A 25804-nucleotide genomic window follows, 5' to 3' on the forward strand; every position below is an offset into this window, starting at 1 on the left:
CTCTTCTCCGAAGTCGTCGGTGGCCCACGAGGGCTTGCGCGGCATCCGGGCAGGTGGGGTCGGACCAGCCGCACGGATGCTTTGACACCGGTCCGATGGCGAGGGACGGGCCGGCCGGGGTGGCGCGAAAAGGGATACGAGTCGGGCGGGCTCAGCCGCGCGAGCGGGCAAACGGGCCCAGGCGCTCGGCGCGGCGGGCCCGGCCGGCCGCGCGCTCGCCCCGGGCCTGTTGCCGGAGCCCGTCCCGGATCTCGCCGACGGTGGCGGTTGCCTCCGCGAGGGCCGTCAGGGCGAGACAAAATCGGTTGGCGAGCCCGGCGGCCCGACGGGTGGGTACGCGAACGGTGTCGTGGTTCAGCGCGATGACGAGCCGCTCCCCGTCGGGGGCGACGGACAGGGTGACAGGAAGTTCGGTCTGCTCCAGTGTCTCGGAACGCGCCACGGACAGGCCGGGGAGCCCGGTGCCCAGGTCGGCGAAGGGGAAGTTGGCCACGATCACCGAGGTGTCGAAGAGTTCGGACGAAGTCGCCCTCCCGCTCCATACGGCGATCTTGGCGAGGGGCGTGTGGATGTGCTCCTGCGCCAGGTTCAAGGCCTGTTGCACGTCCCGTGCCCAGGTACTGACCGGGAGAGCGACGGGCAGCCGGGTGCGCAACGGAACGGTGTTGATGAACATCCCCACCATCCGGTCCACGTCTTCCAGGTCCGTGGGCCGCCCTGAACCCACGCTGCCGAGCACCACGTCGTCGGTGTCGAGCTCGGCGGCGAGCGTGAGCGCCCACGCCGCGTGGACCGCGCCACCGAGGGTGACGCCGAAGCGCCCCGACGTCTCCCGCAGCCGCTTCGTGTCCTCGGCCGACAGCCGCACCACGTGGTCCCGATGGACAGCGGGAGCGTCCGCCTGCGGGGCGATCGGTACGGGATCGAAGCCGGCGAGCGCACCGGACCAGTACTCGCGTGAGGCGTCCGTGTCCCGACGGGCCAGCCACCGGACGAAGGACCCGAAGTCCGCCGCGGGCGCCGGCTTCAGCGTACCGCCGCGGTGGCTCGCGGTGTAGTGGTCGAGCACCTCTCCCAGGAGGATGGGCAGCGACCAGCCGTCGAACAGTACATGGTGGTTCGTCCACACGAAGGCCCAACGGCCCTCCCCGAGGCGGATCACCGTCAGCCGGGCGAGCGGACCTTCTCGCAGGTCGAAGCCGGCTCGCCGGTCCTCGCCCACGAAGGCTTCCAGCCGTGTCTCCGGGTCTGTCGAGCCACTCCGCTCCCCCATGTCCACCGGCGCTCCCACGCCGGCGCCGTCCTCGGCGAAGTCGAGGAAGACCGTGGGCAGTTCGCGGGCCGATGGCACCACCAGCAGTGGACGCGGCACGTCCTGCCACACGCACACGCCACGCAGCACGGCATGCCGGTCGACGACCGCCTGCCAGGCCCGCGCGAAAGCGTGCCGGTCCAGGTCGCCTTCGAGGACACAGACGAGTTGCTCCACGTAGACGCCGCTGCCCGCCGAACCGTCCTCGGTCAGGCTGCGGAAGAGCATGCCTTCCTGTGTGGGCGTGAGCGGCCACACAGCGGTCAGGTCTCCCCAGCGTGCGGCCCAGTCGCGCACCGCGGCGACCGGCGCGCTGCCGTGCCGCAGTCCGGAGCCGAGGCGGGGCGCCTCACGCGCGGCGGTCAGCGAGCGCAGCTCCTCCAGGACGGCGTCAGCGAGAGCGTCGGCGGCGTCCTGTCCGGTGTGTTCGACCTCCACGGCCAGGCACCCGTCGGAAACGAGGCTCTCCACCACGATCGCGGACGGACGTGTCCCCCGCGGGTCGCGGACCTGGCCGAACCCCGGTGCGCGGAGTTCGAGCGGGGCGTTCGGGTCGGAGCTCGTGCTGACCCGGCCGAGGTAGTTGAAGTTGAGGTGGGGTTCGGGCACCGTCTCCAAGCCGCGTGTCGCCTCCGCGTCGTGAGCCAGGTACCGGACCACTCCGTGGTCGATGCCCCGGTGCACCAGTTCCCGCAGCCGGCTGCGGACGTCCCACAGCGTGCCTAGCGGGCCGTCCTGCGCGATCGCCACGGGGAAGGGGACCAGAGTGGTGAACCAGCCGACGGTGCGGGACAGGTCGATGTCCGGGTGCAGGTGTTCGCGACCGTGGCTCTCAAGCTCCACGACCACCGTGGCGAGCCCGGCGACGCGGGCCTGGGCGCGGGCCGCCGCGGTGATGAGCCCCTCTTCGAGGGTGCCGCCGAGCCGGTGTGCGAGAGCGCGCTGCAGTTCATCGGTCTGATCGGCGGTCAGCTCCCGGCGGGCTCGTCGCGCGGCGCCCTCGGTCCCGGGTGCGGACCGGACCGGATCCGGGTGCGCCGGCCCACCGAGTTCCGAGAGTTCGGCGCGGACCCGGCCGACGATCTGCGGGTCCAGAGCCCGGCGGCGGAGCTCGGCGGTCCACTGCCGGTGCGTGGTGCCCTCGGGCTGAAGCGCGGGGGCGCGGCCGTTGCGCACGGCATCGAGCGCGAGCTCCAGGTCCTCCAGGACGATCCGCCAGGAGACCGCGTCCATGACCAGGTGGTGGGCGGCGAGCAGCAGCCGCTGCGGGGATCGCGGTCCGAGGTCGGCCAGATGCGCCCGCAGGAGCGGGCCGTGCGCGGGGTCGATCCGGGTGTGCAGCCGGTCGGCCAGCTCACGCAGTCGCGCCTCGGCCTCCTCCCCGGGTACGGCGGACAGGTCGGTCAGCTCCACCGGGACGTCGACGGACGCGTCGACCACGGCCCGTACTCCACGGCCGTCGGGGTCGACGAAGCGGGTGCGCAGCGCCTCGTGGACGCCCACGACGGCGTTGAGCGCGGTGGTCAACTCGTCGGGCCGGACCCGGGTGCGGACGTCGAGGAGCACGTCCATGTTCCAGTGATCGGGTGCGACCAGCTCCAGTTCGTGGAACCACCGCTGGATCGGGCTCAGCGCGTCGGTGGCGTCCGTCCCGGCGCGGATGCCCGCCGCCGCGCCGGTCGCGACGTGCGGCGCGAGTCCCGCGATGGTCGGGTGCTGCAGCATCTGGCGCGGGGTGATGTGCATGCCGAGCCGGCGGGCCTTGGCGACCACCTGGATCGACTGGATGGAGTCCCCGCCGAGCGCCAGGTAGTCGTCGTGCACGCCGACCCGTTCCAGGCCCAGCACCTGGCACCACACCTCGGCCAGCCGCCGCTCCACCTCGTCGCGGGGAGCGACGAATCCCTCGTCGGCGACCTCCCAGCGGGGCACGGGCAGCGCGCGCCGGTCCACCTTGCCGTTGGGCGACAGCGGCAGCACGTCGAGGGGCACAACGGCGACCGGCACCATGTGCGCGGGCAACCGCTCCCCCGCCCACGTCCGCACCGCCTCCGGATCGCAGACCACACCGGCGCGAGCGACGACGTACGCCACCAGTCGGGCCTCGCCGCCGCCGGGTGGCGGCACGGCGGCCACCGCGGCGTCGGCCACCCCGGCCGCGCCACGCACCACCGCTTCCACCTCGCCCAGTTCCACGCGGAAGCCGCGTACCTTGACCTGCTCGTCCAGACGACCGCAGAACTCCAGGGCCCCCTCCGCGTCGAAACGCACCAGATCGCCCGTGCGGTACAGACGCGCACCCGGCACCCGCGAGAACGGATCCGGCACGAACCGCTCGGCGGTCAGACCACCCCGCCCCGCGTACCCACGCGCCACGCCCGCACCGCCCACGTACAACTCGCCCACACTGCCCGCCGCCACCGGACGCAACGACCCGTCCAGCACGAACACGGTGCGGCCGGGAAGCGGCCGTCCGAGGGGGACGGTTCCCCCGGTTCCGTCTCCCGCCGTGCCGTCGGCGGTGACCTCGTGGACGGTGGCCGTGATGACGGTCTCGGTGGGCCCGTAGGCGTTGATGACGCGACCGCCCACCGTGGCCCTCCAGATGCCGGTCTCGGAGGCGGGCATGGCGTCACCGCCGACGACGGTGAGCCGGACGTCCAGTGCGGCGGGCACGGCGGCGCCGTCGGCGAGGGCGGTGGCCGACTGCCGCCACAGGCCGGTCGGCGGGTTGAAGACCGTGACCTGATGAGCGGCCAGGAAGGCGAGCAGCTCTTCGGTGTCCAGGAGACCGTCGGGCCGGATCACGGCCGCGCCGCCCTGGGTCATCGGCGCGAACAGCTGCTCGGTGCTGACGTCGAAGGAGAAGGAACCGAAGACCAGGACCCGATCTCGGGCGGTGAGCCCGAAGACGCCGGCGATCTGTCCGAGGTGAGCGGTCAGTTGACCGTGGGTGACGGCCACGCCCTTGGGCCGGCCGGTGGAACCCGACGTGAAGACCAGATAGGCCAGATCGTCCTCGTGCGCCGCGTCCAGCCCCGCCCGGTCCACCTCCACCGTCAGATCAAGACCATCGGCCTCCACCACCACCGTCCCCCCAGGCAACAACCCATCGAGCAACCCCGCCTGCGCCCCACCACGAACAACAACCGCACAACCCGCCTCCCCCACCATCAACCGCAACCGCTCCGCCGGATACGAAGGATCAAGCGCAAGCCAGGCACCACCCGCCCGCTGCACTCCCAACATCGCCACCACCATCAACGCACCACGAGGCAAGCACAGACCCACCACGGAATCCGGCCCCACACCCGCCTCACGCAAACACACCGCCACTACCGCCGACGCACGCTCCAACTCCGCATAAGTCCACGCACCCCCACCATCCACCACAGCCACGTCACCAGGCGCCGAACCCGCGAACCCCACCACCGCCTCGAACACCGGCCGCCCCCCACCCACGGCCTCCACCCCCACACCCGACCACGACGACACCACCCCACCGACGCCGACAGCCAGCTTCCCCAGAGTGGCGGCCGGGTCGCCGGTGAGCGCGTCGAGAGTGCGGTCGAGGTCGTCGAGGAGGTGCTGCGCGCCGGCCGCGTCGAAGGCCGTCGCGTCGACGCACAGCCGCAGCTCCAGGTGCTCGCCGCCGGGCATCACCTGCACACTGACCGGGTAGTCGGTCCGCTCGACGAGACGCCCGCCGTCCACGGTGAACCCGTCGGTGGCGATGCCCTCGATCGGGTAGTTCTCGACGACGACGATGGAGTCGAAGAGCCGGGCACCCGCCGGTGCCCCACCCCAGGCGGTCACTTCGGCGAGCGGGGCGTGCTGGTGGTCGGTGAGGTCCTGGAGACCCTGGTGGACGGAGGCGAGCCAGTCGTCGACGCGCATCCCGTCGGAGATCCGCACCCGCAGCGGCAGGGTGTTGATGAAGAGGCCGACCGTGTGCTCGATGCCGACGATCTCTGCCGGGCGCCCGGAGAGCACACTGCCGACCGCCAGGTCCCGCGCACCGGTGCGCCGGGCGACCACGAGGATCCAGGCGGCGTGGACCAGTGCGGCGACGGTGACGCCCCGTTCGCGGGCGATGTCGCGCAAGGTTCGCGAGCGCTCGTCGGACAGACTGAGGGAGGGCTCGTGCGGCCCGGTGCGGGGGTCGGCGGCCGTCGCGCGTACGGGGGCGAGCAGTGCCGGGGCCATGAGGCCGGCGAGCTGCTCGCGCCAGAAGGCCTCGTCCCCGGTGCGGTCACGGCTCGCGTTCCAGCGCACGAAGGCGCCGTAGTCGGGGGCGGCTGCGAGCTCCCGCTCGGCGCCGGTACGCAGCGAGGTGTAGAGGGCGAAGGCGTCGCCGGCGAGGACAGGAAGCGACCAGCCGTCCATCAGGATGTGGTGGTTGGTCCACACGAAGGTCCATTCCTCCGCGGCGGTGCGGAAGAGCGCGAGGCGCACCAGAGGACTGCCGCTCAGCTCGAACCCTGCGCGCCGATCGCTCGCCAGGAACTCGGCGACGCGCTCCGCCGCGGATCCGCCGGCGTCGTCGTCCCCGGCCGTCCAGTCCTCGTACAGCGCGGGCACGTCGATGCGCCGTGGTACCACGAGCAGAGGTGTGTCGGTCTCCTGCCAGACGCAGTGGGCGCGCAGGGCGGAGTGCCGGTTGACGGCTCGACGCCAGGCGTCGAGGAACACCTGAGGGTCGAGTGCGCCGCTCAGGGTGCACACCAGTTGTTCGGTGTAGGCGTCCGAACCGGGCTCGGCGAGGGCGTGGTACAGCATGCCCTGCTGGAGCCCGGTCATGGGCCACACGGCGTGCAGCGGGCCGTGTGTGCGTTCCCAGGAGGCGAGCAGTCCGGCGGGCAGCAGTCCTGCGGCGAGGGTGTCGGGCATGCCGTCGGTGCCGTCGCCCCTGTTGTCCTCGTTTGCAGAAGGCAGGACCTCGGCCCGTGGGGCCAGGGCGGCGATCGTGGGATGGTCGAAGATCTGTCGCGGGGTAAGGCGGATGCCGGCCCCGCGGGCCTTGGCGACCACCTGGATCGACTGGATGGAGTCCCCGCCGAGCGCCAGGTAGTCGTCGTGCACGCCGACCCGTTCCAGGCCCAGCACCTGGCACCACACCTCGGCCAGCCGCCGCTCCACCTCGTCGCGGGGAGCGACGAACTCCTCGTCGGCGACCTCCCAGCGCGGTGCGGGCAGCGCGCGCCGATCCACCTTGCCGTTGGGCGACAGCGGCAGTGCGTCGAGGCCGGTGATCGCCGCGGGCACCATGTGTGCGGGCAACCGCTCCCCGACCCACGCCCGCAGAGCGGTGGAATCCACGGGGACGCCGCGCGGGGTCGTCACATAGGCGGCGAGGCGCGCTTCACCGCCCTCCGACGCGGCCACGGCCGCCACCACCGCGTCGGTGACATCCTCGGCGGACCGGAGCACGGCCTCGATCTCGCCCAGTTCCACGCGGAAGCCGCGTACCTTGACCTGCTCGTCCAGACGACCGCAGAACTCCAGGGCCCCCTCCGCGTCGAAACGCACCAGATCGCCCGTGCGGTACAGACGCGCCCCCGGCACCCGCGAGAACGGATCCGGCACGAACCGCTCGGCGGTCAGACCGCCCCGCCCCGCGTACCCACGCGCCACGCCCGCACCGCCCACGTACAACTCGCCCACACTGCCCGCCGCCACCGGACGCAACGACCCGTCCAGCACGAACACGGTGGTACCGGCGATCGGCGTGCCGATGGGCACGTTGCCGGGGTTGTCGTCGGCACAGAGGTGACCGGTGGCCCAGACGGTGGCCTCGCTCGGCCCGTACTCGTTGACCAGGGCGCAGTCCGGGAGCGCGGTCCGGTGTTCGGCGACCAGGTCGGCGGGGCAAGCCTCCCCCGCGACCACAACGGTGCGCAGGGAACCGCCGGGACCGCCCGGACGGTTGAGCAGGGCGCGGTAGAACGAGGGCACCGTCAGGGTGTGGGTCAGTGCGTACCGGTCCACCAGGGCGGCCAGTTCGTCGGCGTCCTTGACCTGCTCGGCGTCGGGCACGACCAGGGCGCCGCCGAACGTGAGGGTCCAGAAGATGCCCGCGTAGGAACTGTCGAAGGCGAAGGGCGAGAGCAGCAGGAAGCGTGGCGGCCGCGGTCCGTAGAAGGTGGCACGCGCCGCGGTGGAGCGGGAGAGCGTGCGGTGGGTGACGGCCACGCCCTTGGGCCGGCCGGTGGAACCCGACGTGAAGACCAGATAGGCCAGATCGTCCTCGTGCGCCGCGTCCAGCCCCGCCCGGTCCACCTCCACCGTCAGATCAAGACCATCGGCCTCCACCACCACCGTCCCCCCGGGCAACAACCCATCGAGCAACCCCGCCTGCGCCCCACCACGAACAACAACCGCACAACCCGCCTCCCCCACCATCAACCGCAACCGCTCCGCCGGATACGAAGGATCAAGCGCAAGCCAGGCACCACCCGCCCGCTGCACCCCCAACATCGCCACCACCATCAACGCACCACGAGGCAAGCACAGACCCACCACGGAATCCGGCCCCACACCCGCCTCACGCAAACACACCGCCACTACCGCCGACGCACGCTCCAACTCCGCATAAGTCCACGCACCCCCACCATCCACCACAGCCACGTCACCAGGCGCCGAACCCGCGAACCCCACCACCGCCTCGAACACCGGCCGCCCCCCACCCACGGCCTCCACCCCCACACCCGACCACGACGACACCACCCCACCGACGCCGGCCCCGAGGTCGGCGACGGTCGTGGTCGGGTCGGAGACGGCCTCGTACACCAGGTCCTCGAAGAGCCGGGCGTAGCCGGCGACGGTGTCCGCGTCGAGCCGGGCAGGGTCGTAGTGCAGGACGCCGCGTATGTCGCCGTCGATCTCACCCGCTTGCATCCGCAGCGGGAACTGCGCCACCTGCTGGCGCACCGGCACGGGCTCGGTGTCGTATCCGGCGATGCGGACCGTGCCCAGCCCGCCGATCATCGACCTGGTGCCGTAGGAGAGGCGGTCCGACTCGAACTGGAAGCTCACCTGGTAGAGCGACTGGCCGGAGAGCGCCGAACCCGGCGTCAGCCGCCCCAGCACCGTCGGTGCGGGCAGGGCCCGGTGCTGTACGGCACCGACGTGTGCGATGCGGGTGGCGGTCAGCACCGAGTCGAAGGTCGCGTCGGCGGTGACCGGGGTGCGCAGCAGCAGGGAGTTGGTGAAGTGACCGACGGTTCGCTTGAAGGACTTCTTCCGGCCCTCCACCGGGAAACCGACGACGATGTCGTCACAGCCGGTGAGCTTGTGCAGCAGCACGTTGAAGGCGGCGAGGAGCACCGTGGCGGTGGTGCTGCGACACGTTTCGGCCAGCTGTCTTATCCGGCCGACGAGTTCGCTGTCGAGCCGGAAGGGGACATGGGCAGGCGCGTCCGGATCGGCCACCGGACGAGGCTCGGTCATGCCGGGCAGGTCGATGGCGAAGGCGCAGTCCTCGAGCTGCCGCGCCCAGTAGTCGCGTGACCGCTCGGAGCGCGGACCGTCCAGAAACGCGCGCTCGGCGGCCACGTGACGCGCGTAGGAGGTGTCGGGTTCCACTGCCGCGTCCGGCCCACCACCCGCTTCGGACCGGTAGGCGGTGAGCAGGTCTTCCAGGATGATGAAGAGGGAACTCATGTCGCCGGCGACGTGATGCAGAACGAGGTGCAGGGTGCTCGACTCGCCGCCCTGATAGACGAAGAGCCGAGCGGGCGCCTCGCATTCCAGGGCGAAGGGGCGTTCGTAGTCTCGGGCGGCCAGCACCCGCAACTCCTCGGCGGAGGTTCCGGGCGTCCGGCGCACCGCGAAGGGGGCATCGGCCGACCGCCAACGCTGCACGTAGCCATCGGCCCCGGGCACGACGACACTGGTGAGTACCGGGTGACGAGCGCAGACGGAATCCCATGCGCGACAGAGCCGTTCGGCATCGAGAGGCTCGGCGACCGTCACACATCCGGCCACGTGGTAGGCGGCGGCGTCGGGTGCCAGTTCGTGGAGGAAGAAGAGCGAGGCCTGCCCCACGGAAAGTGGTACCTCGAACCTCTCGTGTGTCCACTCGGCCGCGGAGCTTCCCCCGGCATGCACGACATCCATTGCGACGCCCTCCCCGTAAGCTGTCACACATGTGACAGAACCCGTCACATGTGTCACGACTGTAGACAGCTACCTGTCACAGATCAAGCCAAATTTTGCACGCAGATTGCCGGGGGCTCTTGACCTGCGACATCTTCAACTTTCACTCAGACCGTGTCGAGTGCTGGGCACAGTTCGACAGCTCAACCGCACGAGCCGTACTCTGCCGCCGTAAGAACCGGTGACGGTGCCGCACAACTCATGCGGCGCTTGACCAAGAGCGATGGCCACGCGGCCGGACCTTGTGGCAGTCGCTTGCCGCCTCACGGCAAGCCGAGGCGATCCCGGAGGACGATGATGATCGAACAGCCCGCGTTCGGACGCAGACTGAGGCAACTGCGGGTACAGCGCGGCCTTTCCCAGAGCGAACTGGCGGGCGACGAGGTATCGGCCAGCTATGTCTCTCGAGTGGAAAGCGGGCAGCGCTCGCCCAACGATCTGATCGCGGCCTTCTTCGCTCGCCGGCTCGACGTTCCCCTGCAGTCCCTGGCCAGCCCCGGTCCCGAGGAGGAGGGAGAGCTGCGCAGTCGCCGTCTCGACATCGCCGGCAGGCTGCTCGAGGCACGCTCCCTGCGCAAGGACGGCGAACTGGCGGATGCCGCACAGTTGCTGCGCGGCATTTGCGCGGAGGCCGGTGGCCACGCCGAGGAGGATGTGTTGTGGGAGGCCGCGTGGGACCTCGCCGACATCCTGCGTGAGTTGGGCGATGCCGCCGAGGAGCACACCGTCCTCGCCGACCTGTCCGAGGCCACCCTGTCCCAGGAGACGCCCCGGCTGGCCGCGCGCGTCGCCACCGCGCTCTCCAAGAACCTGCACCATCAGGGGCGACTGGGCGAAGCCGTCCGCGCCGCCGAGCACGCGGTGTCGGTCACCGTCGCGTTGCCCCCCACCGCGCACGAACGGGTGGGCGCGATGCTGGCTCTGATCAACTCGTATGCCGACAGCGGGGAACTGGAGAACGCCTCGAACCTCGCGGACACCCTCCAGGAGATCGTTGAGGACATCCCGTCCCGGCAACTGCGCGGCCAGGTGTACTGGGCGGTGGGCAGCGCCCGCTTCCTGTGCGAACGACCCCGAGACGCGACACTCCTGCACGAGCGGGCGTTCGACTGCCTGCACCCGGACGCGAATCTGGTGGCCTGGGCCCGGCTGTGCCGTGCGTCCGCGGCGCTCCGGCTGGAGTACGACCCCTCGGACGACGCCGCACAACAAGCGGCGCGGCTGCTGGCACGCGCTCGCCAGGCCCTCGAACTGGTGGGCCGCGAGGACGACATGGCCGACCTGATGCTGGCCGAGGCCCAGCTGGCCCTGCGTCTGGAGCAGCCGGAGCGCATTCTGGAGCTGACGGCCGCGATGCGTGACGGGGGTGTCGCACTTCCGCTGGCCGGGCAGGGGCAATGCCACATGCTCGCGGCGCGGGCGCACACGATGTCCGGTGACGTCGATGCGGCCAAGGACTGCTACCGGCACGCGGCCGAGATCCTGGACCGGGCCGGCGCCTACCGTCAGGCCTCGGAGGCCTGGAGACGGTTGAGCGAACTGCTCACGACCGGCCCCTGAACGGGGCCGGTCGGAGCCGGACCGGCTGACCGGACGTGGGCGCGCCGGGGGATTGTCGCGCCGAGCCCGGTCAGCCGGGGTTCAGTGGCAGAGCACTTGTCCCTCGAGTTCAGTGACAGTGCGCCTGCTGGAGGGACAAGTCGAAGATCCAGGTGTGCAGGGCGCTCACAGGGCCCGCGACCGCGGCGGCGGCCACCGCACCACGCCCGCTCGGCAGGTCCCGCACCTGCACCTCGGCGACCCCTGCACCGTCCGGCAGCGGCACCGCCACCGCGCCCGCGCCGTCGTCGACGAGCACGTCCACCTCCTCGGGCGGCACCCGCAGCCCGTGCCCCGTCGCGCGCAGCACCGCCTCCTTGCGGGTCCACAGGCTCAGGAAGAACATCCGTCGAGCGGACGGCGACAGCCGCCGGAGCAACCGCTGTTCCCACTCGGTCAGGCACAGGTGCAGATTCTCGCCGTACGCCACATCACCGTCCTGGACGTCGACCCCGACCTCGCTGTCCAGCGACACGGCCACCAGTCGGTGCCGGCCTCCGTAGGCGGCGCTGAAGCACACCTCGCGGTCCACCAGAGCGGGCCGTCCGTGCTCCGACCGGCAGAACTCGATATCGACCGGACTGCGTCCGAGGACCCAGCCGAGCACTCTGCGGGTGAACGCTCGCGTACGTAAGAACGCCGCTCCGTCACCGACCCGGCCCAGGACCTCCGCCATGTCCCGCTCCTCGTCGGTGACCAGGCCCCGCACTTCCTCGGCGTCCTGGCTCGACGGCCCCGGCGGGGCTTTGAAGACGTGGAGCTCGCCCGACCTCACCACCAGACCGGAAGGAACCGCGGCCCACCCACCCATATCCCTGATCTCCTTAGTTCGCTGGCCGCCGGGCTGGGGGAGGGAAGGCCCCGGAAGGACTCCGGCCTTCCCTCCTCGGAAATCCGATCAGTCGTGGGAGACGGCTGGGACCTTGCGCATCGACCGCGGCTCCTTCCATGCCCGTGAGCCCAGCAGGGTCAACGCGGCGGGGAGCAACACACCGCGGATCAAGGTGGCGTCGAGCAGGATGGCGACGGCCAGGCCCACACCCAGCTGCTTCATCTCGAGGGTGGACAGCGTCGCGAACACCGCGAACACCGCGACCATGATCACGGCAGCTGTGGTGACCACGCCGGCGGATGTGAGGATGCCGTGCCTAACCGCCGCATGTGTGGAGCCCCCCAGCCTCACGCCCTCACGAATCCGGCTCAGAACGAAAACGTGGTAGTCCATCGACAGGCCGTACAGAACAACAAACAGGATAAGCGGAAGCCAGGAGACTACCGCTCCATTTGAGTCAAAGCCCAGGAGGTTCTCGGCCCACTCGTTCTGGAAGACCAGAACAAGTACACCGTAAGCGGCCGCAACGGACAGGACGTTGAGCAGTCCGGTCAGGAGCGCGAGCGCCACCGAGCGGAACGCGAGCAGCATGATCGCGAGGCAGAGCAGGGTGACGAAGCCGATCACCAACGGCAGCCGGTCCTCCAGCGTTCGGGAGAAGTCCGTCGAGAAGGCCGTTTCACCACCGACGGCCCACTTGTCCACATCGGCTTCCGCGAAGGCCTCCGGTGCCAGCTGCGAGCGCAGCAGCGTCAGCGTCTCCTTGGCCTCGGAGCCGCCCGCGTCCCCGTTCACGTGCAGTTCGAGCCGGGACACCGTACCGTCCTCGGACACGGCGAGGTCCGGCTTCTCGGACTCGGCGAACCTGCCGGTCGCCATCGCCTTCTCGTGCAGCTCGGTCAGTACCCGGGCCGCCTCGCCGGAGTCGGCCCCGTCCGTCTCGACGGCCACGTCGTGGGAGGTGCCCTCACTCGGGAAGGCCTCGACCACCCGGTCGTAGGTCTTCATGATCTCGTAGGAGCGGGGCAGGTCCTCGTCACCTGGCATCTTCAGCTTCATGCCGAGCGCGGGCGCTGCGAGGGCCAGCATCGCCACTAGGCCGACGACCAGGCTCGCACCCGGTGCCTTCAGGACAGGGCGGAGCACTGCTGCCCACAGCTTGCTCTCCTTGCCCACGGCCGTGGTGCGCCGCCACAGCAGCGGGATCCTCGGCCGGTCGATCTTGTCGCCGAGACCCGCGAGCGCGGCCGGCAGTACCGTCAGGGAACCGAGCACGGCCACCAGCACCACCAGGACGGTGCCCAGGGCCAGCGAGGAGAAGAGCATGCTGCCGGAGAGGAACATGCCGGCCATGGCGATGGCCACGGTCAGGCCGGAGACCAGGACGGCCCGCCCCGACGTCGCCGCGGCGATGCGCAGCGCCACGTCCGGAGACCTGCCGAGCGCCCGCTCCTCGCGCCGACGTCGGATGTAGAAGAGTGAGTAGTCGACCCCGACCGCGAGACCCATCAGCAGGATCAGACTGGCCTGGTTCTCGTTCACGGGAACCAGCAGCGACGTCACGCCGGCCAGGCCGAAGGCGAAGACCACCGAGGTGATGCCGAGCAGTACCGGCAGTCCGGCGGCGAGCAGTGCGCCGAAGGCCACCAGGAGGATCACCAGCGTCAGCGGCACACTGATGAACTCCGCCCGCCGGAAGTCGGCTCCCAGCCGGGTGCTCAGCTCCTTGGTGACGGAACCCTTTCCGAGCTGCTCGACGCGCAGCTCGGGACGGGCCGCCTGCTCGGCTTCGGTCGCCTCCAGCATGGGGCCGACCACGGCCTTGGGCTTCCTCTTCTCGTCGCCGCTGCCCAGCTCGAGGGTGACCGGCAGCAGCACGCTGCGACCATCCTCCGAGGCCACGGGGTCGCCGATCCGGGTCACTTCGTCCACCGCGTCGTAACGCTCGCGCAGGGACGCGACCACGGACTCGGCCGTCTCCGCCGCCAGCTCGCCGCTCCGAGCCTGGATCAGCACGTTCTCGACGCCGTCGTCGGCGAAGTCGGCACCGTCCAGCATGCGTTCCGCGACCGCGGCCTGCCCGGTCAGGTTGTCGGCGTCCTCCTGGTCCTGGACACCTGTGACCATGCTCGCCGCGTACGCCAGGACCACCGCCACGATCCACAGGAGGATGGTGCTCTTGCGGTGCGTCATGCTCCAGGCCGCCGTGCGCTCCACGAGACCGCGTGGGGGCGGCGCCCCCGACGTCTCGGGGCCTGCGTGGGGGGTGTCCTTCTCTTCGGTGACTGACATGTCAAAGCTCCTCGTCAAGGGGTTCGTGGTGACGCTACGCAGCGGCGCCGCCGCTGTCGGGCGTGCAACCACCCGTGGACAGGTAGTGCTGCCACTACCGGAAAAGGGCGCGTCTGCACGCTCGGAGCGGCGCCTGCGCCTACCTAAGATCCTGTTAGTCGATCTGAATCGGAGGGCGCCATGCGGCTGAGGCCACCGCGCATTCGAGTCGCCCTGTACCGCGTCGCACGGGGCCTCCTCTCGAGGCACACGCGCGACGACCTGCTGCAGCTGCTGACCACGCTCGCGATGTCGCCGCTGTACGTCGTTCCCGTCGTGCTGTTCGCGCTCGGTGCCGCCCTGACCCCGCTGCTCCTGCTGGGGCTGCCGCTGGTGCCCCTGGCCATGAAGGTGGCGTCCTGGATCGCCAGGATCGACCGCGAACGGCTGTACGTCCTGCGGGACTTCACCATCGACACGCCGGTCGTCATTGCGGGCAAGGGCTGGAAGGACCGCCTGGAGCGGCTCTTCGGCCAGCGCGCCTGGCGCGAGCTGGGCTTCACCGCTGTGATGTCGTTGTGGGGGCTCGGCGCGGGCGGACTGGTCATGATGGTGCTCGCGGCCGGCCTGGTGCTCGCTCTGCTGCCCTTCATCGGTCCGCTGCTGCCGGACGGTTCCTCCCTGCTCGGTCTGGACGTGGCGTCCCTGCCCGGAGCGGCGGCCGGCGGCGTCGTCGGCCTCGCGCTGCTCTCCGCCGGACTGTGGCTCAGCGGGCCGCTTGCCCGTACCGAGTCCGCCCTGGTGGCCCGGATGCTCGGTGCCAACCGCGTCGACCACCTGGTGCGCCGGATGCTGGATCTCGAGGACAGCCGCTCGCGGATGGTGGACGCCGCGGAGCTGGAGCGGCAACGCATCGAACGCGACCTGCACGACGGAGCACAGCAGCGGCTGCTCTCGGTGGCCATGAGTCTGGGCCGCGCCAAGTCCCGCTTCGCACGCGATCCGGAAAAGGCCCACGCGCTCGTGATGGCCGCGCACGAGGAGGCCAAGGCCGCCATGCAGGAGCTTCGGGACGTCACGCGTGGCCTGCACCCGGCGATCCTCACCGAGCAGGGCATCGAGCCCGCACTGACCACCATCGCGGCGCGCTGCCCGATCCCCGTGGACCTGTCCGTCCAGCTTCTGCAGCGCCCCAGCCCGCGGGCCGAGGCCGTCGCCTACTATGTCGTCTCCGAGCTACTCACCAACATCGCCAAGCACGCCGCCGCCGACCGTGCCGCCGTCACCGTCCTGCGTGATGAGAACCTGTTGCGGATCAACGTCACCGACGACGGAATCGGCGGCGCCGACCCCGCCCGGGGGTCGGGCATCAGCGGGCTGCGGGACCGGGTTCGGGCGGTCGACGGACACCTCACGCTCTCCAGCCCCGTCGGCGGACCCACCGTCGTCGATGTCACACTGCCCTGGAGGGCCTAGCAGACATGTTGCGCGTCGTGATCGCCGAAGACTCCGTCCTGTTGCGGACCGGTCTCGCCAAGCTGCTCATGGACGAGGACATCGACGTCGTGGGGCAGGCCGGAGACGGCGACGAACTGCTCGCGCTGGTCGCCGATCTCGCCCCCGACCTCTGCCTGGTGGACGTACGCATGCCTCCCACGCACACCGACGAGGGGCTGCGCGCGGCTCTTTCGATCCGCGCCACCGACCCGGCCCAGCCCGTCCTCGTCCTCTCCCAGTACGTGGAGGCGCGCTACGCCTCCAAACTCCTCGCGCACGGCAGCCTGGGCCTCGGCTACCTGCTCAAGGACCGCGTCGCCGACGTGGACGAGTTCGTGGCCACCCTGCACCGCGTCGCCGACGGCGGCACCGCCCTCGACGCCGAGGTGATCAGCCAGATCTTCGCGGGCAATCAGAAACAGGACCGCCTCGCACCGCTCAGCGCGCGCGAGCGGGAGGTGCTCGCCCTGATGGCCGAAGGGCTCAGCAACGGTGGCCTCGCGGCGCGTCTGTTCATCACCGAACGCTCCGTCGAGAAGCACATCCGCTCCATCTTCACCAAGCTCGACCTGCTCCCCGACGACCAGGGCAACCGCCGCGTCCGTGCCGTCCTGCAGTACCTCGGCTCCCCTTCGAACGATCACCCCACCGAACCGCGCTGACCACCGGACACGGGAGTAAGACATGCACGAGACCATCAGCTCGACCGGTTCGGCACCACCGCGTCGGGGGCCCTCCCGACGTCCGGGCGTGCGGCGTGTCCTCCGCCTCCTCGCGATCCTCACCGGCGTCACACTCGTCGGCGGAGCGGCGTGGTACCTGCTGTTGTTCATGGTCACCCGTTCCGACACGAGCACCGCGGCGATCGACGAGTCGGTGCGGGCCGTGGAGGTGGCGATCGACAGCGGCGACGTGCGGGTCGACGTGGTCGGGCAGGGCGAGAAGACGGAGCTGCACAAGAAGCTGACGAAGTCGCTGCGCTCCCCCGACGAGAAGATCGAACAGGACGGAGACACCCTGCGCATCACCACCACGTGCGGCGAGGGCATGGGCAAGTGCGGGTCCGACTACTCCTTGACGGTCCCGGCCGGCACCCGGGTGAAGATCGCGACACGGCTCGGCGACGTGTCCGTGGCGGGCGTGCGGGCCTCGGTGGAGGCACAGACCCGGATCGGCGACGTCCACGTCGAGCACGTGATGGGCGACCGGATCGTCGCCTCCAGCAAGACCGGCGCCGTCACACTCGAGGACGTCGACTTCGACACCGCCGAGGCCCGGTCGGAGACGGGCGACATCCGGGTCGACGAGATCGAGCCGTTCAAGCGGCTCGAGGCCGTCAGCAAGGTGGGAGACGTGGAACTGCATCTTCCCCCGGGCGCGGGCCCGTTCGCGGTGGATGCCCTCACCAAGATCGGCGACCGGAAGGTCGACGTGGAGGTGGACAGCTCCTCCTCCACGGTGGTGGAGGCCCGCACCAAGATCGGCGACGTGTCACTGCGCAACGACTGACAGCGGTCGACGCCGAGGCGCCGCCCTGGGTACCTCCCCGGACGGTGCCTCGGCGCCTGCCGCGTGGAACGTTCAGGAGAGCCGGAAACCGAGGTCCGCGTCGATGTCCTGTACGTCCATCTGCGCGCGCTGCAAGGTCCCCGCGTAGTCCCAGTTCATGGACTGCCAAGAGGTGAACTGGTCGATGACCCAGATGCCCGACTGCCTGCTTCCGTTCCCGGAGAGACCGTTGCCGCCGAACGGCAGATGCGCCTCCGCGCCCACCGTCGAGTTGTTCACGCTGACCATGCCGGCCGAGCAGCGCTCGCCGAAGGAGAACGCCGTTCGCGCCGACCCGGTGTACATGGCGGCCGACAGCCCGTACCCGTGTCCGTTGGCGAGGGCCACGGCCTCGTCGAAGGTGTCGTAGGCCATGACCGACACGAGCGGGCCGAAGGTCTCGGTCCGGTACAACTCGTCGTCCGGCCGTATCCCGGCCACGATGGTCGGGTGTGCGAACACTCCGGCGTCCGGGTCGCCCACAAAGCCCTTGCGAGGGCTGTCGGAGGTGATGCGGCCGGTGGCGCTGGATCCCGAGAGCCGGTGGTGGGGTCGTACGAGTTCCAGCGAGCCGATGAAGTTCTCCAGGTAGCGCTCGCCGATGAGCGGCCCGTAGAAGACCTCGTCCCGTCGGGGGTCCCCGACGGCCAGATCCTCCACGGCCGCGCTGAAGCGGGCGAGGAACTCGTCGTGCACGTCGCGGTGGGCGATGACGGAGCCGAGCGAGGTGCAGCGCTGCCCCGCGGTGGCGAAGCCGCTGAACACCGCACCCTGAACTGCCAGTTCGAGGTCCGCGTCGTCCGTAACCACGAGCGGGTTCTTGCCGCCGAGTTCCAGACACGGGGACTGCAGGTGCCGCCCCGCGAGTTCGCTCACCCGGCGCCCGGCCGCCGTGGAACCGGTGAACCCGATCTTCTGGACCAACCCCTCGGCCAGTGCCCGTTCGAGTCCGGCGTACGTCGTCTCGCCATCGGCGTGCACCAGTCGCAGGACGTCCTGTGGCACCCCACCCGCTCGGAACAGCGCGGCAAGCGCTTCCGCGACGGCGACCGCGGACTCCGAGGGCTTCCACACCACGGTGTTGCCACAGAGCAGCGCCGGTACGAGGTACCAAGCGGGCACAGCAGCCGGGAAGTTCGCCGCAGTGATCACCGCGGCGGTTCCCAGCGGCCTGCGGTAGGTGAAGAGCTGCTTTTCGGGCATCTCGCTGGGTACGGTCTGGCCGTACAGCCGCCGTCCCTCGCCGAGGAAGAAGTCGCAGGTATCGATGACCTCCTGCACCTCCCCCAGGGACTCTCCGTACGGCTTGCCGACCTCCCGGGTGATCAGTGCGGCAAGCGACTCCTTGTTCTCCGCGACGAGTCGGCCCACGTTCTGGGCCACCCGCCCCCTGAGCGGCGCCGGCCACGAAGCCCATGCGCGCTGTGCCTCGTGGGCGGCACGTGCTGCCTCGACCAGGCCGTCCGCGTCGCTCAGTGTCCGTTCGGCGACGATGTCCTTCAGATCGGCCGGATTACGCGACACGGTCAGCCGCTCGCCGCCCACATTCTTCAACTCGCCCACGTCGGAAAGCCCTCCCCCTCGAGTGTTGCCGTCGATGCTCGTGCAGGTGTGGTCACGGGTACGGTGCCGTCAAGCCGTACTCGCCTGTTCCCGGCCCTCGATCAGGAACTTGGCAAGCTGCGCGATCGTCGGGTGGTCCCACACGGCCGTGGGCTCCACCTCGATGCCGAGCCAGTCCTCCACATCGGCGGTGAACGCCACGACGGCGACGGAGTCCAAGCCGTACTCGCCGAGTTCCTGGTGCGGGTCGACGGCACCCTCCAGGTCGGGCACATACTCACCGACACGGTCGATGAGCCAGCTCTCCAGTTCCTCAAGGGTGATCGGGGTGGATCGGGGGTGGGCCATCAGATTGCTCCTCGGGAGTCGGATGGTGCAGATGTGACTGAGCCGGTCCGAGCCGTGCGGACGGTCACCGGTACCGGCGGGCGGAGAGACCGAAGCTCACCGTGTGGTCGTCGCGGTCCAGCAGTTCCTCGACGAGCGCGCCCTCCACCTCGGGCGGCACGTCCTCGGGCCGTCCGGAGCCGATGCCGACGAGTCGGGTCAGCGCGGCGACGAGCCACTCAGGCCGGGCCAGGAAGTCGCCGGCCGGCGCGTGCCGCCACACGCCCACGCAGGCGGCGGCGGCGAGCACTGTGGTGTACCGAGCAGCGAGATCACGCACCCCGACCGAGGCGGCGATCGACAGGTCCCGCGGCCGTAGACCGGCGCAGGCCTCGGTGAGCGATGCCAGGCGTCGCACATGGGTGTCGACGAGTGGCCGCAGCGACTCCGGGACGTCCTCGTCGAGCGCGGCGTTGAGGGCCTGGGCAAGCCGGTCCCGCCCTCCTGCCACCACGTGCAGCCCGGCCAGGTCGAGCGGCGGCAGCTCGGCGTCCTGGACGAAGAGCGCGGCCGGGGCGGGTGCGGAGTCCGTCCACGAACGGCGTGCGAGCACCGGCAACTGCGGAAGGACGGCGGACAGGCACGCCGCGCGGGCGATGTGGCCGAAGCCGACCGGCTTGATGTCCCGTGCCATCTTCTGGAACACCGAGTGTTCCCCGTCACGGCGGTAGAACTCGGCCCCCATCACCACCGACAGCTGCTCCATCGCGTCGAGCAGCACCCCGGCCAGGAGGTACTTCACGGCGGGCGCGTACACGCTGCCGGATTCCGGCAGGACATGCAGCGCCCGGGCGGCGACCGTCGCGAACGCCTCACACAGCAACTGGTCGGTGAACGCGTTGGCCAGCGTGGTGCGCACCATCGGAATGGCCGCGACCTCCCGGCCGTACAGGCGGCGTTCGCGCACGTGGTGCAAGGCGACGCGCAACGAAGTGTCCAGCATCGCGGTACTCATCGCCGGCATGGCTATCCGGGTCAGTTGGAAGGCACGGGCCACCGTCTCGATTCCGGAGCCCGGAGCACCGAGAACCGCCTCCGCGTCCACCGTGCAGTCCCGCATTTCGATACCGCCCAAGCGCACACCACGCATCCCGACCGACTGGAAGCGCGGAAGGAATCGAAAGCGGTGGGGATCGAGTTCCGCCACCCGCACGAACAGCTGCGAACAGGCGCGCGGGCCGCCGGCGGGATCGGAGCGGACGAGGAACACCACGCCGTGGGCGCGGTCCAGGTTGGTGATTGATTCCTTTCGGCCGTTCAGTGACAGACGGCCGTCCGCGGGCGTGGCCGCGAACTCGACGGAGCCGATGTCGTTGCCGTGCGCCAGCTCGTGGAAGGCGCAGGAGATCTTCCTGCCGTCCAGGAGCAACTCGGCCGCGTCCCTGCGCTGCCCGGGCGATCCCGAGGTCCAGATGTTGACTGCGCCGAGCAGCGAGCTGGAACAGTGTCCGAGACCGAGGCTCGGGTCGCGCCGGTAGACCGAACGCATCAACTCGATGAGGTGATCCACGCGTTCGAGTCGGCCGCCGAGAGAACCCGGCACGAACTCGGCGAGGATCCCGAACTCGTCCAGTGCGGCGGCGCCGCCTTCTGGCACGTCCTCGCGCTCGTCGGCGGCCACGACGGCCGCAAACCCGGCCGGGTTGCCGGGATCGAAGGGGTCCCCGAGACGCTCTTCCAGCGCTTCCATGCGCGTATGGATGTCACTCATCCCGACACCTCCACCGGCATGCCGAACAGCGAGACGTGGTCACCCGCGTCACCGAGCAGAAGACTGCCGAGCTCGTCGAACGTGCCCGCGGCCTGTGGGGGCGACGCGCCGAGGCCTTCCAGAACCAGGGTGAGACAGCCGCGCAGCCAGAGACCGTTGCGCCACCAGTCACGGTCGTGACGCTGCGGGTTGGCGACCCACAGGGCGAGGGCCGCGGCGCCGGCGTGGCACCACTCGTAGCGTTCCGCCAGTCTCATCGCCGCCGTGGGCGGTGGACCGGCGGTCGGGCGGAGATGCCCGATGCGCCCGTCCAGCTCGTTCTGTTCCTGGAGCAGCAGCGCGGCCAGGCGGTCGGCGCCTCCCGGCGCGTCCACCGCCAGGCGGCCCACGAGGTCTTCGAGGCTGCTGAGCACCGTGTTGTCCCGGGTCATCACTGTCAGTCGGCGCGTGTCCAGGGGGGCGGGTTCGTGCCCTTCCCGCAGCCACTCGTGCGGGGGAGGGCCGACGCGCGTAGCCTTGCCGCGGCCGGGCCTGAGCACCGGAAGGCTCGAAGCGAGTGCGCTGCGGTTGACCCAGGTGCTGCCGTCGAAGATGCCGACGACCTGGTGGTCCCGTTCGACTTTCGCGAAGCCGCCGTAGCCCTCCACGCCGGTCAGGAACCCGCGTGCTCCGAGCAGTTCGCCGACGAGACGGAGCTGTCCCTGGATCAGGGTCGGTACGAGCGCCTTGGTGATGGCGGACACGGCACTCAGCTCCTGCGGCACTTCGTGGACGGCCCGCGCGGCCGTGTGGGCGACGGCTTCGGCGAGCAGCAGGCGCGCCACCGACCTGCCGGCGACGGCGCGCGCGTGCGGCAGTTCGGAAAAGGCCCGCCCGTGCAGGCGACGCTCGGCCAGGAATCGGCGGGCGATCCTCAGCGCGTGGTCGCCCGCGCCGAGTGAAAGCGCCACACAGGCGACACGGGTCAGTTGCAGCGCCTTGAGCACCAGCTCCAGGCCTCCGCCGACCGTGCCGACGAGCGCGTCGGCGCCGACTCCGGCGTCCAGGAATTCCACTCCGCTGATGTCGGCGCTTCGGATGCCGTGTGTCGGCATCTTCGGCAGGTGCCGAACGGTTCCGGGCCGCGTGGCTTGCTTGTCGACCAGGAATACGCTGAATCCGCGTGGCCCGCCGCCGGGATCGGTGCGCGCGAGTACACAGACGAAACGCCCGCGCGTCGCGTTGTTCACCGGCCACTTCCGGCCGGTCAGACGCCAGCCGGAGCCCTCCCGGGTCGCCGTGAGTCCTCCGGCGAGCAGGTCGCTGCCGCCGCCCGGCTCGGTGAGCCCCCAGGCCACGGCCTCGCCCGCCATGACGTGCCGGGACATGGAGGCGGCCGCTTCTCCGTCACCCGCGGCCCACACCGAGGCCGCGCCGAGGAACGTCTTGCCGTGCGCGACCGCGACCGTCAGGTCCCGTGACGCAACCGTGCGCAGCAGCGTGTGCACCTCGTCCAGGCGTGCCAGGCGCCCGCCGAACCGACTCGGTACGTAGTAGTCGGGCAGCCCCCAGTGGTCGAGCGCCGCGCACGCCTCGGCCGGGAAACTCTCGGCCTCGTCGTGGGCCGCCAGCAGCGTCGGCTCGAAGGGGCCGCCAGGCGCCGACCAGGCGTCGACTTCACCGGCGAACGCGCGTGTTCTCAACTCGTCTCTCCTGCCCCTGTCACGGCCGGCTCCCCCTGCGGTCGGTAGCCGTCCGCCCACAACGGCTGCAGCTCACCGCTGACGTACAGCGCACGCATGGAGGACCGCTGGACCTTGCCGCTGGTGGTGCGCCGCACCCCGCCGCGGCGCATGATCAGCACGGAGTGCGCCCGCAGGCCGAATTCACGGGAAACGGTCTTCCGCATCTGCGCGGCCAGTTCGGCCAGTTCCGGCTCGGGGGATCGGCGGCGCACCTCGTGAATCACCACGAGGTGTCCGTCGTCGCCGTCTTCAGTGGGCACCGACACGACCGAACCCACGGTGTCGCGCAGCGGTTCGTGATGGACGCGCAATTCGTGCTCGATGTCGTGCGGGTAGATGTTCCGGCCCCGGATGATCATCATTTCCTTGATGCGGCCGGTCACGTAGAGCTCGTCGTCGACGAGCACGCCGAGGTCCCCGGTGCACAGGAAGCCGCCCTCGTCGCCAAGCCGGCGGCCGAACGTGGCATCGGTGGCCTCCTCGTTGCGCCAGTATCCGCGTACGACCGACCTGCCGCGCAGCCAGATCTCACCGACCCGGCCGGGCGGGAGCTCCTCAAGCGTCCCCGGATCGACGATCCGGACGTCCATGTCACGCGGCGCACCGCAGCTCACAAGGGTACGGCCCTGGCCGCCTGCGCTCGGGGGCGTCACCCGGCCCTGCTCCAGGGCCTCGGGGTCGCACCCGAGCACGACGGGGCGACGGCGGGGGGAACTCGAGACGAGCAGCGTCGCCTCCGCCATGCCGAAGCACGGCGCGAAGTTCTCCGGTTCGAACCCGGCGGCCGCGAACCGCGCGGCGAAGTCGTCGAGCACGCTTGCCTTGACGGGTTCCGAGCCACTGACGGCGTACTTCCAGCGCGACAGGTCGAGGCATCGGACGTCGTCCTCGGACACACGGGTGACGCACAGTTCGTACGCGAAGTTCGGCGCGGCCGAGACCGCGATGCCGAAGCGGTCGATCAACTGGAGCCAGGTACGGGGGCGGCGGAGGAAGGCGGCTGGGGTCATCAGAACCGTGCCGTGTCCGGCGAGGAGTGGTGAAAGGATCAGGCCCATGAGCCCCATGTCGTGGTAGTTCGGCAGCCAGCCGCCGAACTTCTCTCCCTCTTCCAGCGGGAACGTGGCCGCTGTGGTCGCCGCGTTCGCCAGGAGGTTGCCGTGGGTGACCACGCTGCCCTTGGGATCGTTCGTGGAACCGGACGTGTACTGCAGCACCGCCACCGTCTCGTGGTCGGCGCCGCGCACCCGGAAGTCGTCGGCGGTGCGGACCGGGTCGGTCCGCGAAGAGAGCACCGGCACGGTGATGCCCTGCTGCTCGGCCCAGTCGAGCACCCCTTCCCGTTCGTCCGGCGCGGTCAGCACACAGCCGACGTCGGCGTCGTGGGCGATGCCGAGCACCCGCCGCTGGTCCTGTTTGTAGCGTCCGGGCATGGAGGACGGCACCGCCACCAGGCCGGCGTAGAGGCAGCCGAGAACCGACGCCACGAACTCGGTGGACGTCGGCTGGAGCAACAGCACACGCGAGCCCGGCGGGCACACCTGCTGCAGCCGCCGTGCGACGACGCGTGCCGCCTGGTCCAGTTGAGCGAAGGTGAGCGTCCGGGCGGACATCGGGTCCGAGGGATCGCCGACGATGGTGACCGCCGGCTGGTGGCCGCGCTCGCGGGCGTGCCGTTCGAAGATCTCGGACACGCTTCCGGCGCCGAGGAGATCCATCATGCTTCGTCTACTCCTGGTATCGAAGGGTGGAGGACTTCGTCGGCGGGCTCACGAGTCCTGCGAGACGGCGGTACCGAGTCGGCGGGGCCCCGCCGACGAAGACGTCGGCCACGGCTTCGTCGAACTCCGGGCAGGAGACAACACCGCCGCAAGAGTGCGCGAAACGTTCGGGCGCCGGCCCGGGCCTACGATTCCTCGGCCCGGCGACGTTCTCCGGCGTGCACGACAGTCATTTTCGACTCCCCCCTGAGCCGGTCACAGAACTTGTCATCACTTCGTCACTTGAGTCACAAGACTAGACATGCAACCTGTCAAATCTCAAGGCAATATTGACGAAATCTCGCTGCCGCGATGTGACCTGCGGTGACGCGTAATATCCGCTCAACCGGCAGAGGGCACCAGTCGGCCGTGCCTGGAGGCGACGCCGCGCAGGGGCGTTCAGGCCGGCAAACGCCGGCCTGTCGTCAGGCAACCGACGCTATGGTTGTGACATGTCCTCCGTGCCAGAAAACCTGCCGTCGCGGATCTCCGAAGTGGAGCGCGACCTGGCTGTCGAACGACTCCAAGAGGCGTTCTCCGACGGGCACATCGCCCAGGAGGAGATGGACGCGCGACTGCACGTCGCGCTCACCGCCACGACACCCGGCGAGCTGACGTCGGCCCTGGACTCACTGCCCGCCGGGGACGAGGAGCCGACCGTCGTCGTGGACTCCGTCGGCGGCCTGATCCGGCGGCGTGGCGCATGGCGGGTGCCCCAGGTCTTCAAGGTCACGTCCCAGATGGGCAAGGTGTACCTGGACCTGTCGCGAGCGACCATCAAGCACCCGGTGGTCGACATCGAATTGCACCTGGAGTACGGGTGGGCCTGGATCGTCGTGCCCCGTGAGGCCACGGTCGACTACGAGGGCCTGAACGCCGCGTGGAAGCAACCGTCCTACAAAGCCCCACCGCGCGGCGGTTCGGGCAGGCCTCGCATCCGGATCTCCGGGACCATGGGGTACGGGCGGTTGCGGATCAGGCACCGCCGCAGCTGATCACGCCGGGACGTCAACCCCGCAGAACCCGACCCTCGGAGTCCGTCTTGCCCTTGACGGTGAGCAGGACGATGCCGTCGATGAGTGTCCAGACGCCCAGGCCGCCCAGCGTGAAGAGCTGACAGAGCGCCATGGCGTTGTGGCCGGTGTAGAAGCGGCCGAAGCCGAGTGGGCCCAGGAAGATGGAGAGCGCTCCCGCGACGTGCCTGGACTTGTCCGAGTACGGCCGCCCGAACGGGTCGTACCCGTAGGGGGCCAGGGTGTCGGACGTATGACCGGCTGGACCGGGGCCCCGCGCCGCGGCGGGCCGGACCTCACCGGCCAGGTCTTCGTCGAAGGCGTCGTGGTCGCGCTCGGCCTTGCCGAGTGACCATGGCGGCCGGCCGTGCGGGTCGTTGGGGATTTGGTGGCTCACGGGCGGGGTCCTCCGAACGGACGTGGTGCGTGG

14 protein-coding genes are annotated in these 25804 nt (G+C 70.4%); 5 read left to right on the plus strand and 9 right to left on the minus strand.

Annotated elements, in window-relative coordinates:
- Positions 1-151: 151 nt before the first annotated feature.
- The gene (locus tag D1J63_RS03745; RefSeq protein ID WP_125627704.1) at positions 152-9430 is read right to left on the minus strand and encodes a non-ribosomal peptide synthetase; all 9279 of its coding nucleotides are present in this window, start codon (positions 9428-9430) and stop codon (positions 152-154) included.
- Between the two features lie 333 nt (positions 9431-9763).
- Between D1J63_RS03745 and D1J63_RS03750 the strand changes: the two genes are divergently transcribed.
- Positions 9764-11029: a helix-turn-helix transcriptional regulator gene (locus D1J63_RS03750; RefSeq protein ID WP_164712705.1), complete on the plus strand. Its 1266-nt coding sequence runs from the start codon at positions 9764-9766 to the stop codon at positions 11027-11029.
- 109 nt (positions 11030-11138) lie between these two features.
- On the opposite strand, the gene D1J63_RS03755 is transcribed toward D1J63_RS03750, so the two are convergent.
- The gene (locus D1J63_RS03755) at positions 11139-11879 is read right to left on the minus strand and encodes a 4'-phosphopantetheinyl transferase superfamily protein (RefSeq protein ID WP_125627706.1); all 741 of its coding nucleotides are present in this window, start codon (positions 11877-11879) and stop codon (positions 11139-11141) included.
- An 87-nt stretch (positions 11880-11966) separates the two neighbouring features.
- Positions 11967-14192, minus strand: a complete 2226-nt coding sequence (locus tag D1J63_RS03760) for an MMPL family transporter (RefSeq protein WP_197924932.1) — start codon at positions 14190-14192, stop codon at positions 11967-11969.
- A gap of 180 nt (positions 14193-14372) precedes the next feature.
- Between D1J63_RS03760 and D1J63_RS03765 the strand changes: the two genes are divergently transcribed.
- The 3 genes from D1J63_RS03765 to D1J63_RS03775 all read left to right on the plus strand — a co-directional run bounded on the left by D1J63_RS03765 (position 14373) and on the right by D1J63_RS03775 (position 17177).
- The gene (locus D1J63_RS03765) at positions 14373-15647 is read left to right on the plus strand and encodes a histidine kinase (protein WP_125627707.1); all 1275 of its coding nucleotides are present in this window, start codon (positions 14373-14375) and stop codon (positions 15645-15647) included.
- 5 nt (positions 15648-15652) lie between these two features.
- Entirely contained in the window at positions 15653-16330 is a 678-nt protein-coding gene (locus D1J63_RS03770; protein ID WP_197924934.1) for a response regulator transcription factor, read from the plus strand.
- Between the two features lie 88 nt (positions 16331-16418).
- On the plus strand, positions 16419-17177 hold the full coding sequence (locus D1J63_RS03775) for a DUF4097 family beta strand repeat-containing protein (protein ID WP_164712706.1): 759 nt from the start codon (positions 16419-16421) through the stop codon (positions 17175-17177).
- Between the two features lie 72 nt (positions 17178-17249).
- On the opposite strand, the gene D1J63_RS03780 is transcribed toward D1J63_RS03775, so the two are convergent.
- The 5 genes from D1J63_RS03780 to D1J63_RS03800 all read right to left on the minus strand — a co-directional run bounded on the left by D1J63_RS03780 (position 17250) and on the right by D1J63_RS03800 (position 24322).
- On the minus strand, positions 17250-18779 hold the full coding sequence (locus D1J63_RS03780) for an aldehyde dehydrogenase family protein (protein WP_206436751.1): 1530 nt from the start codon (positions 18777-18779) through the stop codon (positions 17250-17252).
- Positions 18780-18848: 69 nt separating this feature from the next.
- Positions 18849-19127: an acyl carrier protein gene (locus D1J63_RS03785; RefSeq protein ID WP_125627709.1), complete on the minus strand. Its 279-nt coding sequence runs from the start codon at positions 19125-19127 to the stop codon at positions 18849-18851.
- A 64-nt stretch (positions 19128-19191) separates the two neighbouring features.
- Positions 19192-20877, minus strand: a complete 1686-nt coding sequence (locus D1J63_RS03790; protein WP_125627710.1) for an acyl-CoA dehydrogenase — start codon at positions 20875-20877, stop codon at positions 19192-19194.
- Complete coding sequence (locus D1J63_RS03795) at positions 20874-22559, minus strand: acyl-CoA dehydrogenase (RefSeq protein ID WP_125627711.1); 1686 nt, start codon at positions 22557-22559, stop codon at positions 20874-20876. The genes D1J63_RS03790 and D1J63_RS03795 overlap by 4 nt, the downstream gene beginning before the upstream one ends.
- Positions 22556-24322, minus strand: a complete 1767-nt coding sequence (locus D1J63_RS03800) for a fatty acyl-AMP ligase (RefSeq protein ID WP_125627712.1) — start codon at positions 24320-24322, stop codon at positions 22556-22558. The genes D1J63_RS03795 and D1J63_RS03800 overlap by 4 nt, the downstream gene beginning before the upstream one ends.
- 491 nt (positions 24323-24813) lie before the next feature.
- Between D1J63_RS03800 and D1J63_RS03805 the strand changes: the two genes are divergently transcribed.
- Positions 24814-25356, plus strand: coding sequence for a DUF1707 domain-containing protein (locus D1J63_RS03805; RefSeq protein ID WP_125627713.1), 543 nt, complete (start codon positions 24814-24816; stop codon positions 25354-25356).
- Positions 25357-25369: 13 nt separating this feature from the next.
- On the opposite strand, the gene D1J63_RS03810 is transcribed toward D1J63_RS03805, so the two are convergent.
- On the minus strand, positions 25370-25771 hold the full coding sequence (locus D1J63_RS03810; protein WP_206436752.1) for a TM2 domain-containing protein: 402 nt from the start codon (positions 25769-25771) through the stop codon (positions 25370-25372).
- Positions 25772-25804 lie beyond the last annotated feature (33 nt).

The organism is Streptomyces sp. KPB2 (genome assembly GCF_003950055.1).
Taxonomy (GTDB): Bacteria; Actinomycetota; Actinomycetes; order Streptomycetales; family Streptomycetaceae; genus Streptomyces; species Streptomyces salinarius.

Bases quoted from the DNA above. Each gene is read 5' to 3' on its own strand.
- D1J63_RS03805 (WP_125627713.1), top strand. From the start codon at position 24,814: ATGTCCTCCGTGCCAGAAAACCTGCCGTCGCGGATCTCCGAAGTGGAG.
- D1J63_RS03800 (WP_125627712.1), bottom strand. From the start codon at position 24,322: ATGATGGATCTCCTCGGCGCCGGAAGCGTGTCCGAGATCTTCGAACGG.
- D1J63_RS03790 (WP_125627710.1), bottom strand. From the start codon at position 20,877: ATGAGTGACATCCATACGCGCATGGAAGCGCTGGAAGAGCGTCTCGGG.
- D1J63_RS03760 (WP_197924932.1), bottom strand. From the start codon at position 14,192: ATGTCAGTCACCGAAGAGAAGGACACCCCCCACGCAGGCCCCGAGACG.
- D1J63_RS03785 (WP_125627709.1), bottom strand. From the start codon at position 19,127: ATGGCCCACCCCCGATCCACCCCGATCACCCTTGAGGAACTGGAGAGC.
- D1J63_RS03770 (WP_197924934.1), top strand. From the start codon at position 15,653: ATGTTGCGCGTCGTGATCGCCGAAGACTCCGTCCTGTTGCGGACCGGT.
- D1J63_RS03750 (WP_164712705.1), top strand. From the start codon at position 9,764: ATGATGATCGAACAGCCCGCGTTCGGACGCAGACTGAGGCAACTGCGG.
- D1J63_RS03755 (WP_125627706.1), bottom strand. From the start codon at position 11,879: ATGGGTGGGTGGGCCGCGGTTCCTTCCGGTCTGGTGGTGAGGTCGGGC.
- D1J63_RS03765 (WP_125627707.1), top strand. From the start codon at position 14,373: ATGCGGCTGAGGCCACCGCGCATTCGAGTCGCCCTGTACCGCGTCGCA.
- D1J63_RS03745 (WP_125627704.1), bottom strand. From the start codon at position 9,430: ATGGATGTCGTGCATGCCGGGGGAAGCTCCGCGGCCGAGTGGACACAC.